Genomic DNA, 23,467 nt, shown 5'->3' with positions numbered 1-23,467 from the left:
CGTGGCCGCTCGCGCCGGCACCCAGGCCCCCCTCTGATTCGTGACTATTCTGGCAATCTCCGCATGCCCCACACGAAATTTCACGGGGTTACGCGGCGCGCGCGCCCGAAAACCGTCAGGGCGCCGTGGAAGTTGGGCTAGGCTTCGAAGCACACGGAATTAGTTCAAACGCCCGATTGATTACTTGCCCGACTCGTCTAGGCTAAGGTCCGAAATGTATCCCTAAGATCCGATATGCGGACCGCGAATGCCCCAGCGAGAAAGAGTGTCGTCAAGACCGTGGTGAAGGCCGCGGATCTCCTCTACTGGCTCGCCGGGAACCCGCAGCCGGTGAAGTTCTCGGAAATCTGTCGCGGACTCGAGCTCGACAAGCCCGTCGTCAGCCGGCTGCTGGCGACGCTCCAGCACAAGGCGCTGGTATCGAAGAATGCGCACGACGGCCGCTACTCGCTCGGCGCGGGTATCGCCACGCTCGCGGCGAGCGTCTTCTATCGCGGTGACATCGCCGCGCTGAGTCAGACCACGATGCGGCGGCTGTGGGAGGAGTTCAGCGAGACGGTGACGCTTAGCATCCGGGTCGAATTCCAGCGCTTCTGCATCTACCAGCTTGAGAGTCCGCACGGGCTCCGCTACACGCTGCCACTCGGACGGCCGCTGCCGCTCTACTGCGGCGCGACCGGCAAGCTGCTGCTCGCGATGATGCGCGACCAGGAGGTCGACGAGTACCTCGTGGCGACGCCGCTCGTACGCCTGGCCGCCAACACGCCGACGGACGCGGCGAGGCTGCGCGCCGAGATCGGCGTGATCCGCCAGAAGGGATACGCGGTGAGCACCGAGGAGACCGGGCCCGGGGTGGCGGGCATCGCCGCCCCGATCTTTGGGCCCGCGAACACGTGCGTCGCCAGCATCGGCCTCTTCGCGCCGAAGACCCGCATGCCGCCCGCGCGACTGGAAGAGGCGATCGAGCCCGCCCTGCAGGCCGGGCAGGCGATCTCCCGGGAGCTCGGAGCGACCGGCGGGAGCCGCGTGATCGGCTGAAGAGTTTCTTGTTCCTCAAGCCAGAGGAGGGGTGACAGGTGAAGGGACTCGGAGTGGAGGTCCTCATCGAGGAGGCGCGGTGCCGGTCGTGCGCGATCTGCATCGACGTGTGCCCGACCCAGGTGCTCGCAGCGGCGCCGCGGACCCGGAAGGCAGTCGTCGCGGAGATCGGGAAATGCACCGCCTGCCGGCTCTGCGAGGTGCTGTGTCCGGACTGGGCGGTGACGGTCCACGCCGCGCGAAAGGAGCCGGTCCATGTCTGACGACGGCGCTCGCGCGAGACGCGTCCTGCTGCTCGGCAACGAGGCGTGCGCGGAGGGCGCGATCGCCGCTGGCGTGCGCTTCTACGCCGGCTATCCGATCACGCCGGCCACCGAGATCTTCGAGCGGTTCGCCTACCGGCTGCCCGGGCTCGGCGGCGTCTGCGTCCAGATGGAGGACGAGTGCGGCAGCATGCACGCGTTGCTCGGCGCGGCGGCCGCCGGCCAGCGCGTCGCCACCGCGACCTCGGGCCCGGGTTTCACCCTGGTGCAGGAAGGCATCGCGTCGCTCGCCTCGGCCGAGCTTCCCGCCATCGTCATCAATGTGCAGCGAATCGGGCCGTCCACCGGCTCGATCTACGGCGCCCAGATGGACGTGATGCAGGCGCAGTGGGGCTTCAACGCCAATCACGCGTCGATCGTCCTCGCGCCCGCGTCCGTCAGCGACTGTTTCTGGGTGACCGTGCGCGCTGTCGAACTGGCCGAGCGGCTCCGCATGCCGGTCATAGTGATGTCGGAGATGCACGTCGGGCTCATGCGCCAGGTGATGGAGCTTCCCGACTACGACACGATCCGCGTCGAGGGACGTCTCCGACCGACGTGTAGCCCGTCCGAGTACCGAACCTATCATTGCGACCACCTCGAGGACGTCCCGCCGCTCGCCGACATCGGCACCGGATACCGCAACGTGTTCCAGGTGACCACGCACGGGCCGGAGGGGATCGGCGGCGGAGGGATGGTATGGGACTACAAGGAGGCTGACTGGCACGTCCGCCATCTCGCCGCCAAGGTCCTCCATCGGGGGCGGGAGATCGAGTGGGTCGAGAGTTTCCAGACCGACGACGCCGACACCGTCATCGTCGCGTACGGGAGCTGCGTCTATGCCGCGGTGGCGGCGATGGAGGAGGCCCGCCGCAGGGGGCGCCGCGTGGGCGTGCTGAAGCTCGTTTCGCTCTGGCCGTTCCCCGAGGAGGCGCTGCGGACGCACACGCGGAACGCCGAAACGGTGCTGGTGCCGGAGCTGAACCTCGGTCAGATGGTGCGGGAGGTGGAGCGGACCCTTGGGCCCCGCGGCGTCGTGGTGCAACCGGTCAACCGCGTGGACTCCTATCCCATGTGCCCGGAAGACATTCTCACGGCGCTCGACGCGCCGGTTGGGAGGGCTCGGTGATGGCGACGACGAGGACGATGGCGATCCCGATGGACGAACTGGCCCGCGCGACCGCGCGGCTGCCGGATGCCGAGGCCGGCGAGACGTTACGGTACTGTCCGGGCTGCGGGCTCGGCATCGTGCAGTCGGCGCTCGCCCGCGCGATGTACCGGCTCGAGCTCGATCTCGGCTCCGTGGTCACGGTGGGCGGGAGCGGCTGCTACGGAATCATGGGGGAGTACTTCCAGAGCAGCCACATCCACGGCGCCCATGGCCGCGCGTGCGCCGTCGGCATCGGCCTGAAGCTCGCGAACCCGAAGCTGACGGTCATCACGATCCAGGGCGACGGCGACGCGCTCGCCATAGGCGCGAGCCACTTCATCCACGCAGCCCGCCGGAACATCGACATCACCGTCCTGATCGTCAACAACTTCGGCTACGCCAACACCGGAGGGCAGTACGGCCCGTCGACGCCGCTCGGCGGGATGACCGAGACGTCGCCCGCCGGCTGCTTCGAGTACCCATTCGACGCCTGTCGCCTGGCGATCGGGGCGGGAGCCACGTTCGTCGCGCGCAGCACGTCGTACCACGCCGTGCATATGACGAACATGCTGGAGCGCGCGATCCGTCATAAGGGCTTCTCGGTGGTGGAGGCGCTGCAGCACTGCCACGTGCTCTACGGCAAGCGCAACGGCATGCCCGAGGCCACGCAGTGGCTCCGGCACTTCAAGGAGAACACCGTACGCGTGACGCCGGAGACATCCGGGCGGGTTGGCCCGGACAGCGGGAAGTGGGAGATCGGCGTGTTGCACGAGCAGCACAAGCCGGAGTTCGTCGAGATGTATTCCGCCACCGCAGCGAAGCTCGCCGACCGGGCGGGCGCCGCGGCCAGGGGGTGAGGCCATGCGCACCGAGGTGCGGTTCGCCGGAGATGGAGGACAGGGGCTCGTCATTGCCGGCATCGTTCTGGCGGAAGCAGCCGGTGTCCACGCCGGCCATCACGTGTCGCAGTCGCAGTTCTACGCGCCGGTCATCGTCGGGGGCCCTTCGTACGCCGACGTGATCGTGAGCGACAGCGAGCTGGCCTTCCCGTGGGGCGTCCGGCCACACGTGCTGGTGGCGCTCACCCAACGGTCCTTCAATCACTTCGCGAGCCGCACGGCGGACGACGCGCTCGTGCTCGCCGATCCGGCGCGGGTGCCCGAGCGCGACGCGGCCGGGCGGCGCGTGGTCTCGCTCCCCGCGGTGGCCATGGCGGAGCGCGCGGGGGCGGCCAAGGCGGCGAACATGGCGTGCGTCGCCGTTGTGGCGGCGCTGACCGGCGTCGCCACACTCGAGCACGTCGAGCGCGCGATCGAGGCGCGAACACCGAGCCGGCTCCTCGCCGTGAACCGGCGCGCCGCGGCGGAGGGCTGGTCGTACGCGCAGGGGCTCCGGAGCCGGGGCGAGGCGTAGGCCGTGAGGTTCTACGACGACCTGGAGGTCGGCCATGGGTTCGAGACGCGGCGGAAGACCATCACCGAGACGGCGATCACGCTCTGCGTCGGCCTCGCCGGGATGACGGTCCCGATCTTCAACGATGTGGAGAGCGCGCGGGCCACCGGCGCCGCGGGCTTCATCGCCCCCGCGCGCACGGTCCTCATGATGATGGGCGGACTCGAAGAGCAGGCGTTCGAGTGGGAGCCCGCCACCCGCCTCGTCGGGTTCAGGGCCGTGAAGTTCCTGAGGCCGGTGATGGCGGGGGACACCATTCACGTCATGATGGAGATCGTGGAGAAGCGTGAGAGCCGCACCGGCGGCCGCGGCATCGTCGTCCACCGGAGCACCTGCCTGAACCAGGGCGGCGAAGCGGTCGTCGAGTGCGAGGTCGTCCACCTCGTGGCGAAGCAGGCGGCGTGCTGACGTACGTCCTCCGGCGCCTGTCGCTCTTCGTGCCGTCGCTGCTCGGCGCCTCGCTGCTGATCTTCGTGCTGATGCGCGTGGTGCCGGGCGACATCGCGGAGATCCTCGTCTTCCAGGCAGGAACGGAAGCAAGCGAGGTCCAGCGGAAGCAAGTCCAGCAGCTCCGGGCTGAGCTCGGTCTCCACCGGCCGATCCTGATGCAGTACGTCGACTGGCTCGGCGGCGCCGTCCGCGGCGACCTCGGGTACTCGTACACGCAGCGCCGCCCGGTGTTCGACATCCTCGCCGAGCGGGTGCCGCGCTCGCTCGAGCTGGCGGTGCTGACCTTGCTGGTGGCCGTGGTATGGGCGGTCCCGTCGGGCGTCGTGGCGGCGACCCACCAGAACCGCTGGGCGGACGTCGTCGCGCGGCTGGTGAGCGTGTGCGGCCTCGCGCTGCCGATCTTCCTGAGCGGCGTCCTGATGCTCTTCCTCCTGGTGGGGCTGTTCGGCTGGTCGCCGCCCATCGAGTTTGTGAGCTTTTCGACGAGCCCCACCGAGAACCTGAAGCAGTTCGTGTGGCCGGTGCTGGCGCAGGCGTTCTACATCGGCGCGCCGATCTCGCGCCTCACGCGGTCGCAGGTTCTCGGGGTGCTGGGCGAGGACTTCGTGCGCACCGCGCGCGCCAAAGGCCTGGGCGAGCTCATCGTCGTCTACCGCCACGCGTTCGCCAACGCGATCCTGCCAGTGATCACGTTCATCGGCTGGTGGGGAGGCCGGCTGCTCGGCGGCCTCGTCATCGTCGAGACGATCTTCTCGGTGCCGGGCCTCGGCTCCACCCTGATGCAGGCGGTCCAGTACCGCGACTACCCGCTGCTTCAGGGCGTGGTCGCCTTCATGGCGCTGGCGTTCCTGGCCATCACGCTCACCGTGGATGTGCTCTACGCGCGGCTCGACCCACGAGTCCGCTACACCTGACGTGAGCGCCCGGTCGCCATCGGTGCTCGTCGGTTCCTCGGCAGGAGGCGTGCGGGCGCTGCTCCTGAGCGGGCACACGACGGTCCGCCGCACGATGGCGGCGGCGCCGGCGGTCCTCCGCGAGCCGATGGCGGTCGCGAGCGGCGTGATTGTCCTTGGGCTGGTCGCGACCGCGATCTTCGCGCCTCAGCTCGCGCCGTACCCGCCGAACGACACGGCGCTCGCGTCCTACCGCGCGCCGGGCTCCGGCGCGCTGCTGGGGACAGACAAGCTCGGGCGCGACATCCTGAGCCGCCTTATCTGGGGCGCGCGGATCACCCTCTACGTGGGCGTGATCTCGGTCGGCGTGTCGATCACGCTCGGGACGCTGTGGGGCATCGTTACGGCCTACATCGGCGGGTTCGTCGACACGCTCACCCAACGCTGCGTCGACACGCTCATGGCCCTGCCGCCGATCGTGCTGGCGCTCTCGATCATGGCGGCCGTCGGGCAGTCCACGAACAACGTGATCCTGGCGCTCGGAACCCTGCTCGCTCCTACCGCGATCCGCACGGTGCGCCCGATTGTCCTCTCCATGAGGGAAACGGCTTTCGTAGAGGCAGCCCGAGGGATCGGCTGCTCCCGCGCGCGAATCGTCTGCCGGCACATCGTTCCGAACTGCCTCAGCATCTACATCGTGCTCTTCACCATCAACATGGGGTACGCGGTGGTGGTCGAGGCGTCGTTGAGCTTCCTCGGCGTCGGGATCCCTCTCGACGAACCGTCGTGGGGCGGTATGCTGGCGGCGAGCATGGCCGATGCCGCCCGCGCGCCGTGGCTCTTGATCTTCCCCGCCATCGCCATCTTCGTGGCCGTGCTGGGCCTGAACCTGCTCGGGGACACCGTCCGGGATCTCTCGGACCCGCGCACCCGGCGTGAGCGTCGACACGGACCGTGAGAAGCGTCTGCCGTGAGGGCGGACGCATCGTGTGAGGTCAGAGAACGGGAGGCTGCTATGAAAAGGTCGTCGCTCATCGTTGTTGTCGTATTGCTCGCGCTCGTCCTCGCTGTTGAGGTCTCGGCGCAGGAGAAGCCGAGACAGGGCGGCATACTGACCACGTTCATCAACGCCGATCCGGGACGACTTGACTTCCAGACGGAGTCGGGTGGCCAGCTCGTGTGGGCGACGGCCGGCGTCTTCAGCGGGCTCTTGCAGCATGACCCGGACGACCCGGCGAAGATCGTCGGCGACCTCGCCGAGAGCTGGACCGTGTCGCCCGACGCTAAGACGTATACGTTCCGGCTCCGCCCGAACGTCAAGTGGCACGACGGCACGCCCTTCAGCGGCGAGGACGTGAAAGTGGCGTTCGACCGGATCCTGAAGCCGACGTTTCGCAGTCCCCGCTGCGGCGCCGCGCTAAAGCCGATCGTCGATGCCGTCGAGATCGTCAGCCCGACCACCGTGAAGTTCCAGCTCAAGTTCCCCGCGGCCACGTTCGTGTCGTCGATGGCCTCGACGTGGTGCCGCGTTCCCGCCAGGCACATCCTCGCCAAGTACGGCGACCTGATGCGGCCGGAGGCGCTGGTGGGGACCGGCCCGTTCAAGCTCAAGCAGTACGTGCGCGGCAACCTCTTCGAGCTCGAGCGCAACCCGCACTACTTCCTCCCGGGGCTGCCGTACCTCGACGGCGTCAAGGTCTTCATCCTCAAGGATGCTTCGGCGCAGAACACGGCGGTGAAGACCGGCCGCGTGATGATGGCGCCCGTCTGGCCGCTCATGACAAAGAGTCAGGCCGACGAGGTGAAGAAGGCGCGCGGCGAGGAAGCCGAGCTGAATCAGGTGTCGATCAACATCATCGCGGTCGTGCAGATGAACCTGAGCAAGGCGCCGTTCGACAACCCCGACATCCGCCGCGCAGTGAACCTGGTGATTGACCGCCAGGAGCTGGTCGCGAAGGGTCTCGACGGCGCGGCCGTGCCGTGCGCGGTCCTGAACCCTGACCTCGTCGGTGACTACGCGCTGCCGCTCGACGAGGTCAGGAGGCTTCCAGGGTGCCGGCAGCCGAAGGACGCCGACATCGCGGAGGCCACGAAGCTCGTGGCCAAGCACTATCCGAGCGGCGTCGACTTCAACGCCTCGGTGCGCGTCAGCGGGGATTACGTCGATCGCGCTCAGCTCGTGCTGGCGCAGCTCCGGCGGATCGGGCTGCGCGGGAAGCTCCAGTCGCTCGAGAGCGCGGTGGGCTGGGCCAACTACGCGAAGGGCGAGTTCGAGCTCATCGCGACGCAGGACCACGGGCCGGAGACGTCGAACCCCGCCGACGTCTTCTCGCTGCTGTTCTCGCCTCAGGGCGGTCGCAACTACAGCAAGTGGTCCGAGCCGAAGGCCACCGAGCTAATCGACCAAGCCCTCCGCGAGGTCGACGCCGAGAAACGAAAGAAGGCGTACTGGAACCTGCAGCGCCACCTCCTCACGCTCGAGGCCCCGCCGCTGGTTGTCGTCGGCTGGCCGCAGGGCTGGTTCTACAAGGACCGCCGCGTGCGGAACCACAAGTACCCGGCGAGCTTCTACGACGATACGACGTACACGAAGGTGTGGATCGCTCAGTGACGGGACGATCCACGCGGCTGCGCCCACTCCTCGACGCTCGGTCGGTCGCGATCGTCGGCGCATCGACGAATCCCGAGAAGGTCAGCGGGCGGCCGCTTCGATATCTGCTGCGCCACGGCTTCGGCGGCCGGATCTACCCGATCAACGCCGCCGCGGCCGAGGTGCAGGGTCTCCCGGCGTACGGCGACATAGGGTGTCTGCCGGAGGTCCCGGACCTCGCCGTCGTCTGCGTGCCGGCGGCGCAGGTGCCGCGCGAGCTCGATCGTTGCGCGGACGCCGGCATTCCCGCCGCCGTGGTCCTGTCGTCGGGCTTCGCGGAGACCGGAGCGGAGGGCGCGCGCCTCCAGGCGGAGATCGCCTCGATCGCCCGGTGCCGCGGCATCCTGCTCTGCGGGCCGAACTCCGTCGGCGTCATCAACGTCTGGCAGCGTCTCACCGCGAGCTTCTCGGCTCATCTCGAGGGTGACCTGCTCGCCGGCTCGATCGCCTTCGTCAGCCAGAGCGGTGCGATGGGCACCACTACGTTCAACCGCATGCAGGATGAGGGGCTTGGGTTCAGCTTCTTCGTCTCGAGCGGCAACGAGGCGAGCCTCGAGGCCCTCGATTTCATCGAGGCCTTCCTCCTCGACGAGCGGACCCGCGTGGTGGCCGCATACATCGAGGGGGTTCGAGACGGGCGCAAGGTCTTCAAGATCGGGCGGCTCTCCCGTGACCTCGGCAAGCCGGTCGTCGTCCTGAAGGCAGGGCAGACGGGTTCGGGTCGGCGCGCGGCGCTCTCGCACACCGGTGCGATCACCGGCTCCCACGCGGTGTACCGCGCGGCGTTCAGGCAGGCAGGCATCATCGCCGTCGGCGACATCGAAGAGATGGTGGACGCCTGCCGGCTCCTCTCCCGCGGGATGTCGCTACCCGGAGCCAGGCTGGCCGTGATCACCGGGTCGGGTGGCGTCTCCGTGCTGGCGTCCGATCACTTCGCGCGCGCGGGTCTCGACATCCCATTGCTCTCGGACGAGACCGTGGCGGTGCTCGCCGGGATCTTGCCGCCGTTCGCGGCCTGCCAGAACCCGGTCGACGTGACCGGGCAGCTCTTCGCCTCGCCAGACTTGCTTCGCGCGGCGCTCGCGACGGTCGCGAACGACGCTTCCATCGACGCGATCGCCCTCGTGCTCTCGATGTTGCCTCCGGCGGTCGCGCGGCGTCTGGCCGAGGATGTCGTCGCCTTTGCGCCCGGGTCGCGGAAGCCGCTGGCGATCGGCTGGCTCGGGGGCTCGATGGTCGACGGCGGGCGCGAGGTGATCCGCGCGGCGGGGTTACCGCTTTACACCACGCTGCCGGCGATGGCTGCCGGTCTGAAGATCCTCGTCCAGGCCGGGCGTCCCGCGCCGCCGGTCGAGGATACTCGCCCGGTGCCGCCGCTCTCGCCTCTGGTCCGGAGCGCGCTCGCACGCGGCGATCTCCTGACGTACCGGGAGGCCCGCGCGGTGCTGCTCCACGCCGGCATACCTGGACCTCGCGAGGCGATCACAGACGACCCGGACGGGGCGGTCGCGACGGCGGAGGAGATCGGGTTCCCGGTCGCGGTCAAACTGCTCTCGCCGGCCCTCAGCCACAAGAGCGATGCCGGCGCGGTGCGGATCGGGCTCGCGGGCGCGGCGGCCGTGCGCGAGGCTGCCACGGACCTGCTCGACGTCGCCAAGCGGCGGCTCCACCCCGGCATGGTCGAGGGCCTCCTCGTCCAGCAGATGATCACCGGCGGAACCGAGCTCCTCCTCGGGATCGCGAGGGATCCTCAGTTCGGTGGCGTGCTGACCTTCGGGCTGGGCGGGACGCTGGTGGAGGTGGTGCGCGACGTCGCGCACCGTCTGCCGCCGCTGTCGCGCCGCGAGGCGGAGACGATGATCGGCGAGATTGCGGCTGCGCGCGTCCTCGACGGCGTCCGCGGTCAGTGTCGCCGCGATCGGGAGGCCGTCGTCGAGACCGCGCTGCGCCTCTCCGACCTCGCCCTCGCCGCCGGTGACCTGATCGAGGAGCTCGACATCAATCCGCTGATCGCCCTCGAGGACGGCCAGGGTGCAGTCGCGATCGACGTGCGGGTGGTGGGGCGGAAGGAGGCTCCCGACGAGGGCTGAGCGTCCGCCTCGTCCGGTCCCCGCGCCCTGGGGCTGAGCGGCTGGGGCTGGCCGCGGGGGCGCGGGGGCGTCGCGGACCAGGACGCGCGCCGCGGGGATCACCCACACGGCGACGGCGATGCCGAGGGTGCGGAAGGTCCCGCGTCAGCCCACAAGCGGACCGCGCCCCGCCCGAGCGCAGCCTTGTCGCGCGCGCGGGCCTATCAGATCGGCGCAGAGCCGTGGCACACTCGATGGGGTGCCTCCGGGCGCCCGCCCCATGAGATCCAGAGAGCCCCTCGCGCGCGTCTACGCCCTGATCCTGCTCACGGCACTTCTCTGGGGCGCCACGGCGGTGGCGGGCAAGCTCGTCGTCCGCGACATCGCGCCGTTCACCGCGGGCGTTCTGCGCTATGGGCTCGCCGGGGTGCTGCTCGTCGCGATCTTCCGGCGGCAGCTCCCCGACCCACGCTCCCTCGCCCGGCGCGATCTCGTTCTGCTCCTCTGGGTGGGCCTCCTCGGGACCTTTCTCAACCACGCCTTCTTCTTCTCGGCCCTGCGGTTCGCCCCCGCGGCGCATGGCGCGCTGATCCCGTCCACCGCCAGCGCGCTGTCGACGAACCTCGTGGCGGCACGGGTGGGCGGCGACCGCCTTCCTTCTGGCTTCGTGGTCGGGATGCTGCTCTGCGTGGCGGGCGTCGCGCTCCTGGTGCAGCCGGGACGCCTGGCCGTCGGCGTGGGGAGGGCCACCCTGCTGGGCGACATCCTGTTCTTCCTTGGCGGGTCGTGCTGGGGGATCTACTCGTACGTCTCGAAGGTGACGATGGAGCGGCTCTCCAATGCCGCCACCCTCACCTACGGCATCCTGATCGGCACGGCGCTCCTGATCCCGGTGGCCCTGCTGGAGCAACCCTGGCCCGGGCTGGCCGCCGCGGGCGCCCAGGCCTGGGGCGGCCTCGGCTACCTCGCGGTGGGCGCCACGGTGCTCGCCTTCCTGTGGTGGAATGTCGGGCTCAGGCGGGTCGGGGCGGGGCGGACGGCGGTGTTCACCAATCTCGTCCCGCTCTCAGGGGTGCTCCTGTCCTGGCTGATCCTGGGCGAGCGGCTGGCGCCGCTTCAGCTCCTGGGAGGAGTGCTGGCCGTGTCGGGGGTGGTGGTCTGCCAGGGCCCCGAGGGGCGGGGACACCTGCGTCAGGCCATTGGGGGGCTGCTGGCTCGCGCGCTCCCCCGCCGCCGCGGCGGCGGGGGAGCGCGGCGGCCGCCTACTGGGGCGGGTACCTGAAAGGCGCCCAGCCCGTGCCCTGGATCGGCTGGGGCGCATAGGTTGCCCCCTGGGCCGGGCCGCCGTCCGAGGATCCCGCCGACCGGGCCGGCCCTGCCGCAGGCTTCGCGCTGGCCGTCGGCGCCTTCTTCGCGGCCGGTGCCTTCTTCGCCGCAGGCGTCTTGGCCGCCGCCTTCTTGGTGGTCTTCTTCGCCGCCTTCGCCGTCTTCTTCCTCTTTGTCATGCGACAGAATCTACAACAGGAGTCGGCGGCCGGTCAACGCGCACCTGCGTCCGGCCCCGCGCTCAGGCGGGCCGGCGGCCGAGCAGGCTCAGCCCCTTGATGGTGAGCACCACCTCGCCGTGCTGGTTCCGCAGCTCCATCAGCGAGCGGACCAAGCCCCGGTCCGGCTTGCTCCGGGAAGGACTGCGCTCGAGCACCGTCATGCGTCCCGAGAGCGTGTCGCCGGGGCGCACGGGCTTGACCCACCGCAGCTCGTCGAAGCCGGGAGAGCCGAGGCCCGCGGTGTGTGAGAGGAGCCCGTCGTAGAGGAGCCGCATCAGGATGGAGCCCGTGTGCCAGCCGCTGGCCAGGAGCCCGCCGTAGATGGTGTGCCTCGCCGCCTCCTCGTCCACGTGGAAGACCTGCGGGTCGAACTCGCGGGCGAAGGCGACGATGCTCTCTTTCGTGATGGTGCGGCTGCCGAGCTCGATCACCTCGCCCGGCTGGAAGTCCTCGAAGTAGCGGACAGGCTCTCGCACGGGTCAGTTCCTCTTGCCGAGCGTGCGCTCCACGTAGCCCCGGATCGCCTCGCGGGCCGGCGCCTCCGCCCAGATCTCGGCCACCTGGGCGTCGATCCGGGCGCGGCTCGACTCCCAGCGCTCGCGCGCGGGCTGGCGGATCTGCGCCTTGGTGAGGCGGAAGGTGGCCGGAGGGAGAGCGCCGAGGGCATGGACCTTGCCGTGAGCGAACGTGAGCCCGGCGATGTCGTTGGTGTCCTCGCGAAGGATCATTCGGGATTCCTCAGACCGGCCACGACTCGCGCCGGTAGCCCATGTCCCAGAACATCCACTCGTAGCGGCTGGTGGCGACGAAGTGGCGGCGCATGGTCTCTCGCTCGGCCGGGGCGCGCTGCGCGGCGGTGATGTCGGCCGCCTCCAGCACCGCGCGGACGACAGCGCCGAACTCCTCGGAGGCATAGGTCGCGATCCACCGGGTGTAGAGCGGGTCCGGGGAGCCGCGCCGCTCGAGCGTCCGCCCCACCTCCCAGTAGATCCAGTAGCAGGGCAGCAGCGCCGCCAGCGCCTCGTGGAAGGGGCCGCCGTGGGCCACGGCCAGCAGGTAGCTCGTGTAGGCGAGGTTGGTCGGGGCCAGGGGGGTGGCGGCCACGGCCTCCGGGCTCAGGCCGAAGTCGCGGAAGAAGCCCTCGTGCAGCGCGCGCTCCACCCTGAGCGCGCCGGCCGCGTGCTCGTCGAGCATGATGATCCAGTCCTCGCGCGGTGCGCGCGCGGCGGCCAGCGAGAGCGCCCGGGCGAAGTCCCGCAGATAGAGGGCGTCCTGGACGACGTAGAAGCGGAAGCTCTCGCGCGGCAGCGAGCCGTCGGTGAGCCCGGCGAGGAAAGGGTGGCGGAGGATCGCTCCGTAGACGTCCTCGATGGCGCGCCAGCAGTCGTTGGAGAAGGCCATGTCCCGGTGCCCGCGCCGTATTCTACCCCCAGGATGCGCGGCGTGAGGCATCGGGTGCCGCTTCGGCCGCTGCATCGCCCCGCGGGAAGGGTGTCTTGCGCAGGCCCCCGCGCTGCGGCATAAGTGGTCCCTGTGAGGCTCACGAAGCGCGTGGAAGCGTTGCTCCGCTGGGAGCGGGTCTGCCGGGTGGCGACGGCGGGTCCCGGCGGCATGCCGCACGTGGTGCCGGTCTGTCACGTGGTCACCGACGGGAAGATCTACTTCGCCTCGGGCCCCGGCGGCCGGAAGGTGCTCAACCTGAGAGCCAATCCCCGGATCGCCCTCACCGTGGATCTGTACACGGAACAATGGTCCGGGCTCAAGGGTGTGATGGTCCAGGGCCGGCCGCGGCTCATCGAGCGGGGTCCCGCCTTCAGGCGGATCCGGCGTCTCCTCTACGCGAAGTACCCGCAGTACCCCGGCGAGGCCGCGCTCGAGGAGTCCGACTCGGTCATCGTCGAGGTGACTCCGGCGCGGGTGTTCACGTGGGGGCTCGAGCCGTGACGCGCACGCATCGGCTCGACGCCGGCCTCGTCCACTACGAGTGGAACAACGCGCTGGCCCCCCGGCTCGTCATCGATCCCGGGGACACGGTGGTCTTCGACACCCGCGATGCCTCCGGCGGCTACTACGCGCCCTCGTCCTCCCATGCCGACGTGCTGGCCCGTGGGCCCTTCCGCGGCCACCCGCTCACGGGCCCCGTCAGGGTTCGCGGGGCCGAGCCGGGAGACGTCCTCGCCGTGGAGGTGCTGGAGGTCAAGCCCGCGGCCGCCTTCGGCTGGACGGCGGTCCGTCCCGGCCGCGGCCTCCTCCCCGAGGCGGAGTTCCCGACGCCATACCTGCAGATCTGGGATCTCTCCGACGGCCGCCACGCGCGCATGGGGCGCGGGATCGCCGTGCCCATCGAGGCCTTCCCCGGCGTCATGGGCGTGGCCCTCGACGAGCCGGGAAGCCACAGCACCCTGCCGCCCCGGAAGAACGGCGGCAACATGGACGTGAAGCAGCTCACCGCCAGCTCGACGCTGTACCTCCCGGTCTGGGTGGAGGGCGCGCTCTTCAGCGTGGGGGATGCCCATGCCGCCCAGGGCGACGGCGAGGTGTGCGTGACGGCGGTGGAGATGACGGCACAGGTCACGCTCCGCTTCGGCCTCGACGAGGGCCGGCGGCTGCCGGAGCCGAGGCTGCGCATCCGGGGCGCGCTCGGCCCGGGGACGCATCGCGGCCCCTGGTTCGCGACGACGGCGCAGGGCCCCGACCTCTTCGCCGCAGCCCAGCAGGCGACGCGCTACATGATCGACCACCTGGTGGAGGAGCGCGGGCTCTCGCGCGAGGAGGCCTACGTCCTCTCGAGCGTGGCCGTGGATCTCAGGATCAGCGAGATCGTGGACGCACCCCACTGGATCGTCTCGGCCTTCCTGCCCGAGAGCATCTTCAGCTGAGCCGGCTCTTGAGGACCTTGCCCGTGGCGCCCTTCGGGAGCTCCGCGACGATCCGCACCTGGCGCGGGCACTTGAAGCCTGCCAGCCGTGCCTGGCAGTGGGCGATCAGCTCCTCGGGACTGCTCGCCGCCCCCGGGCGCAGCGTGACGAAGGCCGCCACCTCCTCGCCCAGCTCGGGATGCGGCCTGCCGACGGCGGCGGCCTCGGCCACGGCCGGGTGGGCGAGGAGCACCGCCTCGATCTCGCCCGGCACGACGGAGTAGCCGCCCCGCAGGATCAGCTCCCGCTTGCGCCCCACGACGCTGACGTAGCCCTCCGGCGACCGGATGACGAGGTCGCCGGTCCTGAACCAGCCCTCCACGAGGACCTCACGCGTCTCGTCCGGCCGGTGGAGATAGCCTTCCATGGCGGCTGGCGTCCGGATCCAGAGCTCTCCCACCTCCCCCGCCGCCACGGGGGCTCCCGCCTCGTCCATCACGGCGATCTCGACGCCGGGCACGGGGCGCCCCACGGCCTCTGGCTCCTCGCGGGGATCGCCGACGAGGTGGGAGAGGGGACGGAACAGCTCCGTCGACCCGTAGCCGCGGATGATCCTGACGCCGGTGCGCGCGCGCCACTCCCGCGCCAGCTCCCAGGGGCACGGGGCCGCTCCTGACACGGCGGCGCGGAGGCTTCCGAGGTCGGCGGCGTCGAAGGTCCTCGCGTCGAGCATCCGCCTGAACATGCCTGCCACCGCGGGGACCACGCTCACGCGATGGCGCGCGATGGCGGCGAGCGCTCCTTCCGGCGAGAAGCGGCCGAGGAGCACCACCGAGGCTCCGGCCAGGAGCGGGGCGAGGAGCGCGCCGTTGAGGCCGAAGGAGTGCGACAGCGGCAGCGCCGCGAGGACCACGTCCGCGGCGGTGAGGCCCATGACAGGACCCACCCAGGAGCGGTTGGCGAAGGTCAGCGCCGCGTGCGAGAGGACGACCCCCTTGGGTTCGCCCGTGCTGCCGGAGGTGTAGAGGATGAGCGCCGGAGCGCTCGCCTCGGCGCTCGGCCACGGCGCCCGCGCGTCCACGACGTTCTCGATCACGGTCACCGGCCGGAGATCGCCGAGGATCCTCCCCCGCTCCTCGCCGGTGAGTCGCGGATTCAGCGGGGTGACCGTCGCGCCGAGCTTCAGCGCCCCCCAGAGCGTCGCGGCGAAGGGCCAGCCGTTGGGAAGCGACAGCGCCACGCGGTCGCCGGCGCGGACGCCGCGCTCGCGCAGCACCCGCGCCACGCCGCCCGCCCGCAGCGCGAGCTCGGCCCGCGTGAGCGCGCCGCCCTCCCACACGAGAGCGGGCGCGCCGGGCGCCGCGCAGGAGCTCCTGTCCAGCAGCTCCGCGAAGTTCTCGCTCACGGCCCGGGCCTCGCGGGATTCCGCGAGGACCATCAGGGCAGGTAGTCCTTCAGGTTGAGCCGCTTCCACACCTCGGGCGGCACGCGGTGGCGCGGCGTGTACGACGCCAGCGATGGCTTCGCCGTGGCGTCCACGCCCCACTTCGCGGTGTAGCCGTCCTCCCGCGTCGAGGGGTCGAGATCCGAGCCCCGCGCGCCGGTGATGATGGCGATGTCGCGGTCAGGCTGGCAGCGCGTGGCGATGGCCCAGGTCACCTGCCGGTCGTCGAACACGTCCACGTCCTGATCCACCACGACGACCCGCTTCATGTAGAGGTCGGCGCCGAGGACCGAGAGGATGGCGTTCTTGGCCTGGCCGGGCAGCCGCTGCTCGAGGGAGACGTAGCAGGTGAAGGGCCCCGGCACCCGCACGGCCCGGACCGAGGGGACCATGGCGCGCACCGCGCGGTAGAGGTTGGCCTCCATGGGGATGGTCGAGAGCAGCATGTGGTCGAGATGCGCCACGGTGATGTCCTGGAAGAGGGCGCCCTGCCGGTGGGTGATGGCCCGAACGCGGACGACCTCGCGCTGCCGCTCTCCCAGGCTGTAGCCGGTGAACTCGCCGAAGGGTCCCTCCGGGATGCGCTCGGCCGGGAGGATCTCGGCCTCGATCACCAGCTCGGCATGCGCCGGCACGAGCACGTCCGAGGTCTCGCAGCGGACCAGCTCCAGCGGCTCCCCGAGCAGCGCCCCCATGATGGCCCGCTCGTCCTCGTCGATGGAGCCGATCGCCAGTGCCCCCAGGGCGACGGCCGGATGCACGCCGACGGCAAAGGCCACGGGCAGGGGCTTCCCGAGCGACTCGGCGATCCGGTAGAACTCCCAGAGGTGCTTGCCCGCGGTGAGGTGGATGGAGGTGGTGTCGCGCCCCTTCACCATCAGGCGGTTGTAGGCGCAGTTCCACGTCTCCGCGGAGGGGTCCCGGGCGAAGGAGATGGCCGCCGTGAGGTATGGCCCCGCGTCGCCCTGATGGTGGACGATCTGCGGCAGGTCGTACAGGTTCACCTGGGCTCCGGTGAGGACGACCTCCTTCACCGGACCCGTCGGCACCACGCGCGGCGGGATCGGCTTCTCCATGGCGCGGAGATAGGTCTCGAGCATCTCCTCCGGGGCACAGCCCATGGCGGTGGCCAGGCGCGAGCGGCTGGCGTGCAGGTTGGTGAGCACCGGGAAGCGCGAGCCCTTGACGTTCTCGAAGAGCATCACCGGGCGCTGCCGGGCCTCGCGCTCCGCCTTCGCCACGATGGCCGTGATCTCGTGGGCCGGGTCCACCTCCTTCGAGACGATCCGGAAGTCCTCCGGGCGCCGGCGCTTGATCAGGTCGAGGTAGCTTCTCAGGTCCTGTGCCATGGGGCGAGTCCCTCCGGGGCTCTCACGGCTTCTTGCAGATGACGTTGACGAGCGCCTGGCGCTTCTCGTCACGGACGACGCCGAGCGCGCGGGCGAGGGCGGCGGGCAGCGCCGCCGGGTCCTCCACCCGCTCGCCGTGGCCGCCCGAGGCCTGACAGATCAGCTCGTAGTCGGGGGCCGGGTCGAGATCGACGAAGGGCATGGCGCCCGCCCTCACGGCCCAGCCCTCGCGGGCATGGGAGGTGACGGCGCGCTTCACGGCGCCCCACGCGCGGTTGTTGAAGACGACGAAGAGGACGGGCAGGCCATGGGCCTCGATGAGCGGGGCGAAGTCCGTCCCCGCATTGGCGAGGAGGTACTCCACGCCGCGCGCGGCAAGCAGCTCCAGATAGGCCTCGGCCGTGCTGTCGATGCTGGCGCGCGTCATGGCTCGCGCTGCGCTGCGGGGACGGCCACGGGCAGCGCCCGCCCGTGGGCCGTCCACTCCGAGACGCCAAAGGCGATGCCGAGCGCCAGCCCCGCGAGATTGGCGGCGAGCCAGGGGCCGCTCGACGGCGGGGGGATCAGCAAGAGCCCCGCCAGCGCGGCCGCCCCGCGCCGGGGCCAGGACAGCGCCCTGAAGAGGTGGCCAGCGCAGCCCGTGCCGAGGAGGATCACGCCGCCGGCCGCCGACGCGGCGGCGAGCACGATCTCCGCGACCGAGCCTTGCATCAGGAGCGAGGGGTGAAAGGCGAAGACGAAGGGCACCACGTAGGCGACGATGCCGAGCCGCATCCCCGTCCACCCCGTCTTCATGAAGTCGGAGCGCGCGATGGAGGCCGCGGCGTACGTCGCCAGGCACACGGGCGGCGTGATCATGGACAGCATCCCGAAGTAGAAGAGGAAGAGATGCGCGCCCAGCGGCGCGATCCCGAGCTGGACGAGGGCCGGGCCCACGAGGACGGCCAGCATGATGTAGACGATGGCCGTGGGCATGCCCATGCCCAGGATGATGCAGACCACCGCGGTGAGCGCGAGCAGGCCCAGCGCGCTTCCCCCGGCCACGGTGACGAGGAGTAGGGAGAACTTGAAGCCGAGCCCCGAGAGCTGCAGCACGCCGATGACGAAGCCGGCCACGGCCGTGATGGCGACGATGTCCAGCAGCACGCGCCCGGCCTCCTCGATGGCCCGCCAGAGCCGGGCCGGCGTCAGCCGGTCCTCCCACTGGAGCGCGCCCACCACGAGCGTGGCGATGACGGCCGCCATCCCGGCCTTGCCCGCCTCCCAGGAGGCGATCATCAGCGTGTAGACGAGCACGCCCAGCGGGATGAGGAAGCTCCAGCCGCGGCGCAGCACGTCGCGGAGCCGCGGCAGATCCCGCGCGGGAAGCCCGACGAGCCCGTGACTGGCTGCCTCCAGGTCCACCTGGACGAAGAGCGCCAGGTAGTAGAGGAGCGCCGGGATCACAGCGGCCAGCGCCACCTCGGAGTAAGGGAGCGAGAGGAACTCGGCGATGAGGAAGGCCGCGACGCCCATGACCGGGGGCATGATCTGGCCGCCCGTGGAGGCCACGGCCTCGATGGCTGCCGCCACATGCGGCGCGTACCCGCTGCGCTTCATCATCGGGATCGTGATGGGTCCGTCCACCACCACGTTGGACACCGCGCTGCCCGACACCGTGCCGAAGAGGGAGGAGGCCACCACCGACACCTTCGCCGGCCCGCCCCGGTAGCGCCCCATGAGCGCCATGGCGAGATCGGTGAGGAAGCGGTCGCCGCCCACGGCGTAGAGCACCTGGCCGAAGAAGATGAAGGCCACGACCATCCCCGCTGTCACCGCCAGCGGCAGGCCGAGGAGGCCGTTGGTGTCCAGGTACAGGTAGACGGCGATGCGCTCCCACGACGCCCCCTTGCCGGCGAGGAGCCCCGGCAGGAGCCAGGCGAATTTCGCGTACAGGATGAAGACGGCCGCCAGCGCCACCATCACCCAGCCGACCAGCCGGCGCGCCGCCTCCAGCACGAGGGCGATCGCCAGCGCGCCGAGGGCGACCTTGTCCCAGGTGAGCACACCGAGCTGATAGGCGATGACGGGGTAGCGCAGCGTGACGTAGAGCCCCACGCCGAGCCCGCCCGCGGCGAGGCCCCAGTCATGCCAGGCCACGCGGTCCTCACGCCCTCCCGCATGGGCCTTCACGGCGACGAACACCGCGGCGAGGCTCACCCCGAGGAAGAGGCCGAGGTACTGCTCCTTGAAGAACGCCCAGGGGAGGTGGTGGTGGACCTCGAGCGCCCAGAGGCTGCCGAGGAGCGTCACCGCCGATAGCAGCGCCCGCTCCACCCCCCGCGGCGCGCCGCGCAGCGCCCGGAACTTGGAGACGGCGTCGGCCACCGGGGCGGCCCGGCCCTACGGGTTCAGCGACAGGAGCTTCTGCTGCGCCTGCTCCATCTGTGGCGTCCAGACGCCGCGCTCCTTGTAGAAGCGGACGGCGGCGGGATGATAGGGAAGGGTCGCATCCACGTCCACGAAGCGCCCTCGCGTCCATTCCCTGAACACGGGGTGGGCCGCCGGCAGCCTGTCCACGCCGTCCCAGATCGCGCGCAGCGTGCTCTCCACCGGCGCGTCGGCGACGCCCTTGCCCGTCGCCACGTAGAGGTCGTAGGCGATGACGCAGGTATCCTCGGTGACGGCGGTCGCCGTCCCGGCCTTGACGACGCGCGGGTAGTACCCGGGCACGGCCGCGCGGAGGCGCCGCTCTCCCTCGGGCGAGCAGTCGATGGAGACGTGGCGAACGCCGACTGCCGCGTCGGCTTCCTTGACCTTGGCCGCGTTGAGCGCGTACTCGGTCACGTCGGCGCGGCCCTGGACCAGGGCGTCCATGCCCTCGTTGATCGCCGGGACCGGCACCACTTTCACGTCGCTCCAGGTGAGCCCCGCGCTCGCCAGGTGGCCGAACATGTTGTACCAGACGGCCAGGTGCGCGGGGTACTCACCGGTCATCCGCTTGCCCTTGACGTCGTGGACGCTCTTGATCGGTGAGTCCTTCCGCACCACGAGGCCCACCAGGAGCGGCGAACCCCGCATGACGAGCCGGGCGTTCGACGCATGGGGGAAGGGATTGCGCCCGCCGATCTTGAAGCCTGGGCCCCGATAGGCCAGCGCCATGTCCACCGCGTTGACGACGCCGAACTCCATCTCGCCGCTGTTGAGCATCGGGATGAAGGTGCTCGACCCCGCGTAGGGCTGGACGGCCATCTTGAGCTTGCCGCTATCGCTGACGACCTTGGCCAGACCGCTGCCCACCGAGTAGAAGACCGACCCCGGCGGGTTGGTGCCGATGCTGACGGCCTGGCCCTGGGCGAAGGCCGGGCTCGCCCACAGCGCGAGGCTCAGGGCGGTGATACCGGCGAGCGCCCTGCGTCCGACGGATGTCCGCATGGTGTGTCCTCCGCATGGGGCGTGAGTATAGCCGCGCGAGCCCGGGCGGGGCCCGAAACGATGCGCTAGCTTACTCCCGGCCGGTGCCGCCGTTCAAGGGCGCCTGCGGCCAGCATCGCCGCCGACGGGGTGCAGAGCGTCTCGAGTCGCGCTAGTCTACTGCGCATGCCTCCCCTCGGCTTCGTCGGGCTCGGCGCCATGGGCGGCCGCATGGTGAAGCGGCTCCTCGGCGCCGGTTTCCCCGTCGTCGGCTACAACCGGACCCCCGCGAAGGCGCTGTGGCTGGCGGCGGCGGGGATGAAGGTGGCCGGTTCCCCCCGTGAGGTCGCCGAGGCCGGCGAGGTCGTCTTCAGCATGGTCACCGACACGAAGGCGCTGGCCGCGGTGACCGGGGGCGCCGACGGCATCCTCGCGGGGCTGCGGCCGGGCGCGGTGTATGTGGAGATGAGCACGGTGAGCCCCGAGGCCACCCGCGCGCTGGGGGCGCAAGTCGCCGCCTGCGGGGCGGCAATGCTGGACGCCCCCGTGTCCGGCAGCGTCGCGACGCTCGAGCAGGGCCAGCTCTCCTTCATGGTCGGGGGCGCCCCGGCGGCGCTCGATCGGGTGCGCCCGTACCTCGCGGCCATCGGTCCCACCATCACGCACGTGGGCGCCCTCGGGCTGGCGGTCACGATGAAGATCGCCACCAACCTGGGGCTCGCGGTGCAGATGGCGGCCTTCAGCGAGGCCGTGCTGCTGGCCGAGAAGGCCGGGATCGCGCGCGAGCGGGCCGTGCAGGTGCTGCTCCGGAGCGTCATCGCCTCCCCCATGGTCAAGTATCGCGGCCCCTTCGTCCTCGGCATGCCCGCCGAGGCGTGGTTCGACGTGGGGATGATGCAGAAGGACCTGGGCCTCGCGCTGGATCTCGGGCGACGGCTGGGCGTGCCGCTGCCCACCACCGCGCTCACCGGGGAGATGCTCGCGGCCGCCCAGGGCCTCGGCCTGGGCCGCCACGACTTCGCGGTGCTCTTCGACGTGCTGGCCTACCTGAGTGGCTCGAACCCTAGCCCGAAGCCGACGACAGGAGACTAGACATGGCGCTGCCGACCTACGGGACCATGGGCGTGGACTGGGAAGAGCGCGTCAACTTCGACCGGCTGCGCCGCGAGCGCCTGGCCCGGGTGCGGGGGGCGCTCGACCGCTCGGAGCTGGCCGGCCTCCTCTGCTTCGACATGTACAACATCCGCTACATCACGAACACGACCATCGGGGAGTGGGCGCGCGACAAGCTCTCGCGCTTCACACTCCTGCCGCGTGGCGACGACCCGATCATGTGGGACTTCGGCTCGGCGGCCCGCCACCATCAGCTCTACTGCCCGTGGCTCGGCGACCGCTCGCGCGCGGGCATCTCGCTCCTCCGAGGCGCCATGACGCCCGAGATGGGACGGGCCGAGGACCTGGCGCGGAAGATCAGGCGGGAACTGGAGGCGCGGGGGCTCCACCGCGAGCCGCTGGGGGTGGACGTGATCGAGCTGCCGATCCTGGAGGCCTTGCAGAAGGAAGGGCTCCGGGTGGTGGACGGCCAGCAGCTCATGCAGGTGGCCCGGCGGATCAAGACGCGCGACGAGATCATCCTGCTCAACACCGCCGCCATGATGGTGGACGCCGCCTACGAGGACCTCTACCACGCGCTCAAGCCGGGGATCCGCGAGAATGAGCTGGTGGGCGTCGCGGCCAAGACCCTCTACGACCTCGGCTCCGAGGACGTCGAGGCGGTCAACGCCATCGCCGGGGAGCGCTGCAACCCGCACCCGCACGTCTTCTCGGACCGCGTGCTGCGGCCGGGCGACCCCGCGTACTTCGACATCCTGCACTCCTACATGGGCTACCGCACCTGCTACTATCGCTCCTTCGCCGTGGGCAGCGCCTCGCCGGCCATGGTGGACGCCTACAAGCGCTGCCGCGACATGCTGGACCAGGCCATCGCCATGGTCAAGCCGGGCATCACCACCGCGGACATCGCCGCCACGTGGCCCCGCGCCCAGGAGTTCGGCTTTCCGGACGAGGAGGCCTGCTTCGGCCTGCAGTACGGGCACGGCGTGGGGCTCTCCATCTGGGAGCAACCCGTCATGAGCCGCCTCGTCTCCCTCGACCACCCGGTGCCGCTCGAGGCCGGCATGGTCTTCGCGCTGGAGAACTTCTGGCCGGCCTCCGACGGCTGGTCGGCGGCGCGCATCGAGGAGGAGATCCTGGTCACCGAGACGGGGCACGAGGTGCTGACGCGCTTCCCCGCCGAGACCCTGATCGTGGCGGGGACGCGCTACTGGACCGCGACGGGCCCCTTGCCCGGGACGCGCGAGCTGGAGCCGACCCAGGAGCCGAAGCCGCGCCCCGGCTTCATCTGATCGGGGCCAGGCCCTCGCAATCCTCGCGGCCTTCGTGTAAACTCCGGCGTGTCCTGTCCGGTCGGAACCGATCGGACGCATTGGCCTTCACGCGACAGCATCACCGCCAGGAGTGGACGATGCACGTGCCTGCACCTCGTCGGATGACCTCGACGCCGCGCTCATGAGCGCGCGCCAGAACTACGGATTCGAGCGAAGGCGGCGGGATCAGCTGCGGCGGGCGAAGCAGGAAGAGAAGCGGCTGCGCAAGACCGAGCGGACCGAGGCAGGGGTGGCGGGGCCCGAGATGGGCGAGGCGCCCACGACCGCCGCGCCCCAGGGAGTCTGGGAGTGGTTCTCTCCCAGCCGCAGCCGCACTGTCACCACCGCGTTGGGGAGCCGCCCCGCCCCGAACGAGCCCGACGACTGGGTCCTGCTGACCGAGACCGCCGAGGAGTCCGCGCCCGAGTCCTGACCGCGACGCCGCC

25 protein-coding genes are annotated in these 23,467 nt (G+C 70.7%); 16 read left to right on the top strand and 9 right to left on the bottom strand.

Features of this window, described 5'->3' with window-relative positions:
* Positions 1–234 precede the first annotated feature (234 nt).
* The 11 genes from HYV93_04000 (at position 235) to HYV93_03950 (ending at position 11,286) form a co-directional block, all read left to right on the top strand.
* A complete protein-coding gene (locus HYV93_04000) occupies positions 235–1,038 on the top strand; it encodes an IclR family transcriptional regulator (GenBank protein ID MBI2525125.1) in 804 nt (267 codons plus the stop codon).
* Between the two features lie 38 nt (positions 1,039–1,076).
* Complete coding sequence (locus HYV93_03995; protein MBI2525124.1) at positions 1,077–1,301, top strand: 4Fe-4S dicluster domain-containing protein; 225 nt, start codon at positions 1,077–1,079, stop codon at positions 1,299–1,301.
* Positions 1,294–2,469: a 2-oxoacid:acceptor oxidoreductase subunit alpha gene (locus HYV93_03990; protein MBI2525123.1), complete on the top strand. Its 1,176-nt coding sequence runs from the start codon at positions 1,294–1,296 to the stop codon at positions 2,467–2,469. The genes HYV93_03995 and HYV93_03990 overlap by 8 nt, the downstream gene beginning before the upstream one ends.
* The gene (locus HYV93_03985; GenBank protein ID MBI2525122.1) at positions 2,469–3,347 is read left to right on the top strand and encodes a 2-oxoacid:ferredoxin oxidoreductase subunit beta; all 879 of its coding nucleotides are present in this window, start codon (positions 2,469–2,471) and stop codon (positions 3,345–3,347) included. The genes HYV93_03990 and HYV93_03985 overlap by 1 nt, the downstream gene beginning before the upstream one ends.
* Before the next feature lie 4 nt (positions 3,348–3,351).
* Positions 3,352–3,903 carry a 2-oxoacid:acceptor oxidoreductase family protein gene (locus HYV93_03980; GenBank protein MBI2525121.1) on the top strand — a complete coding sequence of 184 codons (552 nt, stop codon included), beginning with the start codon at positions 3,352–3,354 and terminating at the stop codon, positions 3,901–3,903.
* Positions 3,904–3,906: 3 nt separating this feature from the next.
* A complete protein-coding gene (locus HYV93_03975) occupies positions 3,907–4,350 on the top strand; it encodes a MaoC family dehydratase N-terminal domain-containing protein (protein MBI2525120.1) in 444 nt (147 codons plus the stop codon).
* The gene (locus HYV93_03970) at positions 4,344–5,306 is read left to right on the top strand and encodes an ABC transporter permease (protein ID MBI2525119.1); all 963 of its coding nucleotides are present in this window, start codon (positions 4,344–4,346) and stop codon (positions 5,304–5,306) included. Before HYV93_03975 ends, HYV93_03970 begins: the two co-directional genes overlap by 7 nt.
* 49 nt (positions 5,307–5,355) lie before the next feature.
* Entirely contained in the window at positions 5,356–6,243 is an 888-nt protein-coding gene (locus tag HYV93_03965) for an ABC transporter permease (GenBank protein MBI2525118.1), read from the top strand.
* A 57-nt stretch (positions 6,244–6,300) separates the two neighbouring features.
* Positions 6,301–7,896, top strand: a complete 1,596-nt coding sequence (locus HYV93_03960; protein MBI2525117.1) for an ABC transporter substrate-binding protein — start codon at positions 6,301–6,303, stop codon at positions 7,894–7,896.
* Positions 7,893–10,025: an acetate--CoA ligase family protein gene (locus HYV93_03955; GenBank protein MBI2525116.1), complete on the top strand. Its 2,133-nt coding sequence runs from the start codon at positions 7,893–7,895 to the stop codon at positions 10,023–10,025. Before HYV93_03960 ends, HYV93_03955 begins: the two co-directional genes overlap by 4 nt.
* Positions 10,026–10,284: 259 nt before the next feature.
* Positions 10,285–11,286 (top strand): DMT family transporter, encoded by a 1,002-nt coding sequence (locus HYV93_03950; GenBank protein ID MBI2525115.1) that lies wholly within the window; start codon positions 10,285–10,287, stop codon positions 11,284–11,286.
* Here the strand turns inward: HYV93_03950 and HYV93_03945 are convergent.
* The 4 genes from HYV93_03945 to tenA all read right to left on the bottom strand — a co-directional run bounded on the left by HYV93_03945 (position 11,267) and on the right by tenA (position 12,952).
* On the bottom strand, positions 11,267–11,509 hold the full coding sequence (locus tag HYV93_03945) for a hypothetical protein (protein ID MBI2525114.1): 243 nt from the start codon (positions 11,507–11,509) through the stop codon (positions 11,267–11,269). The genes HYV93_03950 and HYV93_03945 overlap by 20 nt on opposite strands.
* A 62-nt stretch (positions 11,510–11,571) precedes the next feature.
* The gene (locus tag HYV93_03940) at positions 11,572–12,027 is read right to left on the bottom strand and encodes a MaoC family dehydratase (protein ID MBI2525113.1); all 456 of its coding nucleotides are present in this window, start codon (positions 12,025–12,027) and stop codon (positions 11,572–11,574) included.
* A gap of 3 nt (positions 12,028–12,030) precedes the next feature.
* Positions 12,031–12,279: a hypothetical protein gene (locus HYV93_03935; protein MBI2525112.1), complete on the bottom strand. Its 249-nt coding sequence runs from the start codon at positions 12,277–12,279 to the stop codon at positions 12,031–12,033.
* Between the two features lie 10 nt (positions 12,280–12,289).
* Positions 12,290–12,952 carry a thiaminase II gene (gene tenA / locus HYV93_03930; protein ID MBI2525111.1) on the bottom strand — a complete coding sequence of 221 codons (663 nt, stop codon included), beginning with the start codon at positions 12,950–12,952 and terminating at the stop codon, positions 12,290–12,292.
* A gap of 132 nt (positions 12,953–13,084) precedes the next feature.
* On the opposite strand from tenA, the gene HYV93_03925 reads away from it, so the two are divergent.
* Positions 13,085–13,495 carry a pyridoxamine 5'-phosphate oxidase family protein gene (locus tag HYV93_03925; protein ID MBI2525110.1) on the top strand — a complete coding sequence of 137 codons (411 nt, stop codon included), beginning with the start codon at positions 13,085–13,087 and terminating at the stop codon, positions 13,493–13,495.
* Positions 13,477–14,430: an acetamidase/formamidase family protein gene (locus HYV93_03920; GenBank protein ID MBI2525109.1), complete on the top strand. Its 954-nt coding sequence runs from the start codon at positions 13,477–13,479 to the stop codon at positions 14,428–14,430. The genes HYV93_03925 and HYV93_03920 overlap by 19 nt, the downstream gene beginning before the upstream one ends.
* Here HYV93_03920 and HYV93_03915 read toward each other — a convergent pair.
* The 5 genes from HYV93_03915 to HYV93_03895 are packed head-to-tail and all read right to left on the bottom strand — an operon-like array spanning position 14,423 to position 20,616.
* The gene (locus tag HYV93_03915) at positions 14,423–15,814 is read right to left on the bottom strand and encodes an AMP-binding protein (GenBank protein MBI2525108.1); all 1,392 of its coding nucleotides are present in this window, start codon (positions 15,812–15,814) and stop codon (positions 14,423–14,425) included. The two genes, HYV93_03920 and HYV93_03915, sit on opposite strands and share 8 nt — an antisense overlap.
* A gap of 32 nt (positions 15,815–15,846) precedes the next feature.
* Complete coding sequence (locus HYV93_03910) at positions 15,847–17,202, bottom strand: UbiD family decarboxylase (GenBank protein MBI2525107.1); 1,356 nt, start codon at positions 17,200–17,202, stop codon at positions 15,847–15,849.
* A gap of 22 nt (positions 17,203–17,224) precedes the next feature.
* A complete protein-coding gene (locus tag HYV93_03905; protein ID MBI2525106.1) occupies positions 17,225–17,629 on the bottom strand; it encodes a hypothetical protein in 405 nt (134 codons plus the stop codon).
* Positions 17,626–19,569 (bottom strand): TRAP transporter fused permease subunit, encoded by a 1,944-nt coding sequence (locus tag HYV93_03900; protein MBI2525105.1) that lies wholly within the window; start codon positions 19,567–19,569, stop codon positions 17,626–17,628. Before HYV93_03900 ends, HYV93_03905 begins: the two co-directional genes overlap by 4 nt.
* Before the next feature lie 15 nt (positions 19,570–19,584).
* The gene (locus HYV93_03895) at positions 19,585–20,616 is read right to left on the bottom strand and encodes a TAXI family TRAP transporter solute-binding subunit (protein ID MBI2525104.1); all 1,032 of its coding nucleotides are present in this window, start codon (positions 20,614–20,616) and stop codon (positions 19,585–19,587) included.
* Between the two features lie 165 nt (positions 20,617–20,781).
* On the opposite strand from HYV93_03895, the gene HYV93_03890 reads away from it, so the two are divergent.
* The 3 genes from HYV93_03890 (at position 20,782) to HYV93_03880 (ending at position 23,454) form a co-directional block, all read left to right on the top strand.
* A complete protein-coding gene (locus tag HYV93_03890) occupies positions 20,782–21,687 on the top strand; it encodes an NAD(P)-dependent oxidoreductase (GenBank protein ID MBI2525103.1) in 906 nt (301 codons plus the stop codon).
* Between the two features lie 2 nt (positions 21,688–21,689).
* Positions 21,690–23,000 carry an aminopeptidase P family protein gene (locus tag HYV93_03885; GenBank protein MBI2525102.1) on the top strand — a complete coding sequence of 437 codons (1,311 nt, stop codon included), beginning with the start codon at positions 21,690–21,692 and terminating at the stop codon, positions 22,998–23,000.
* A gap of 112 nt (positions 23,001–23,112) precedes the next feature.
* Positions 23,113–23,454 (top strand): hypothetical protein, encoded by a 342-nt coding sequence (locus HYV93_03880; GenBank protein ID MBI2525101.1) that lies wholly within the window; start codon positions 23,113–23,115, stop codon positions 23,452–23,454.
* The last annotated feature ends 13 nt before the right edge of the window (positions 23,455–23,467 follow it).

The organism is Candidatus Rokuibacteriota bacterium (genome assembly GCA_016188005.1).
Lineage (GTDB): Bacteria > Methylomirabilota > Methylomirabilia > Rokubacteriales > CSP1-6 > UBA12499.
The sequence above is the reverse complement of the archived record's forward strand: the minus strand, read 5'-3'. Positions and strand labels throughout refer to the sequence as shown.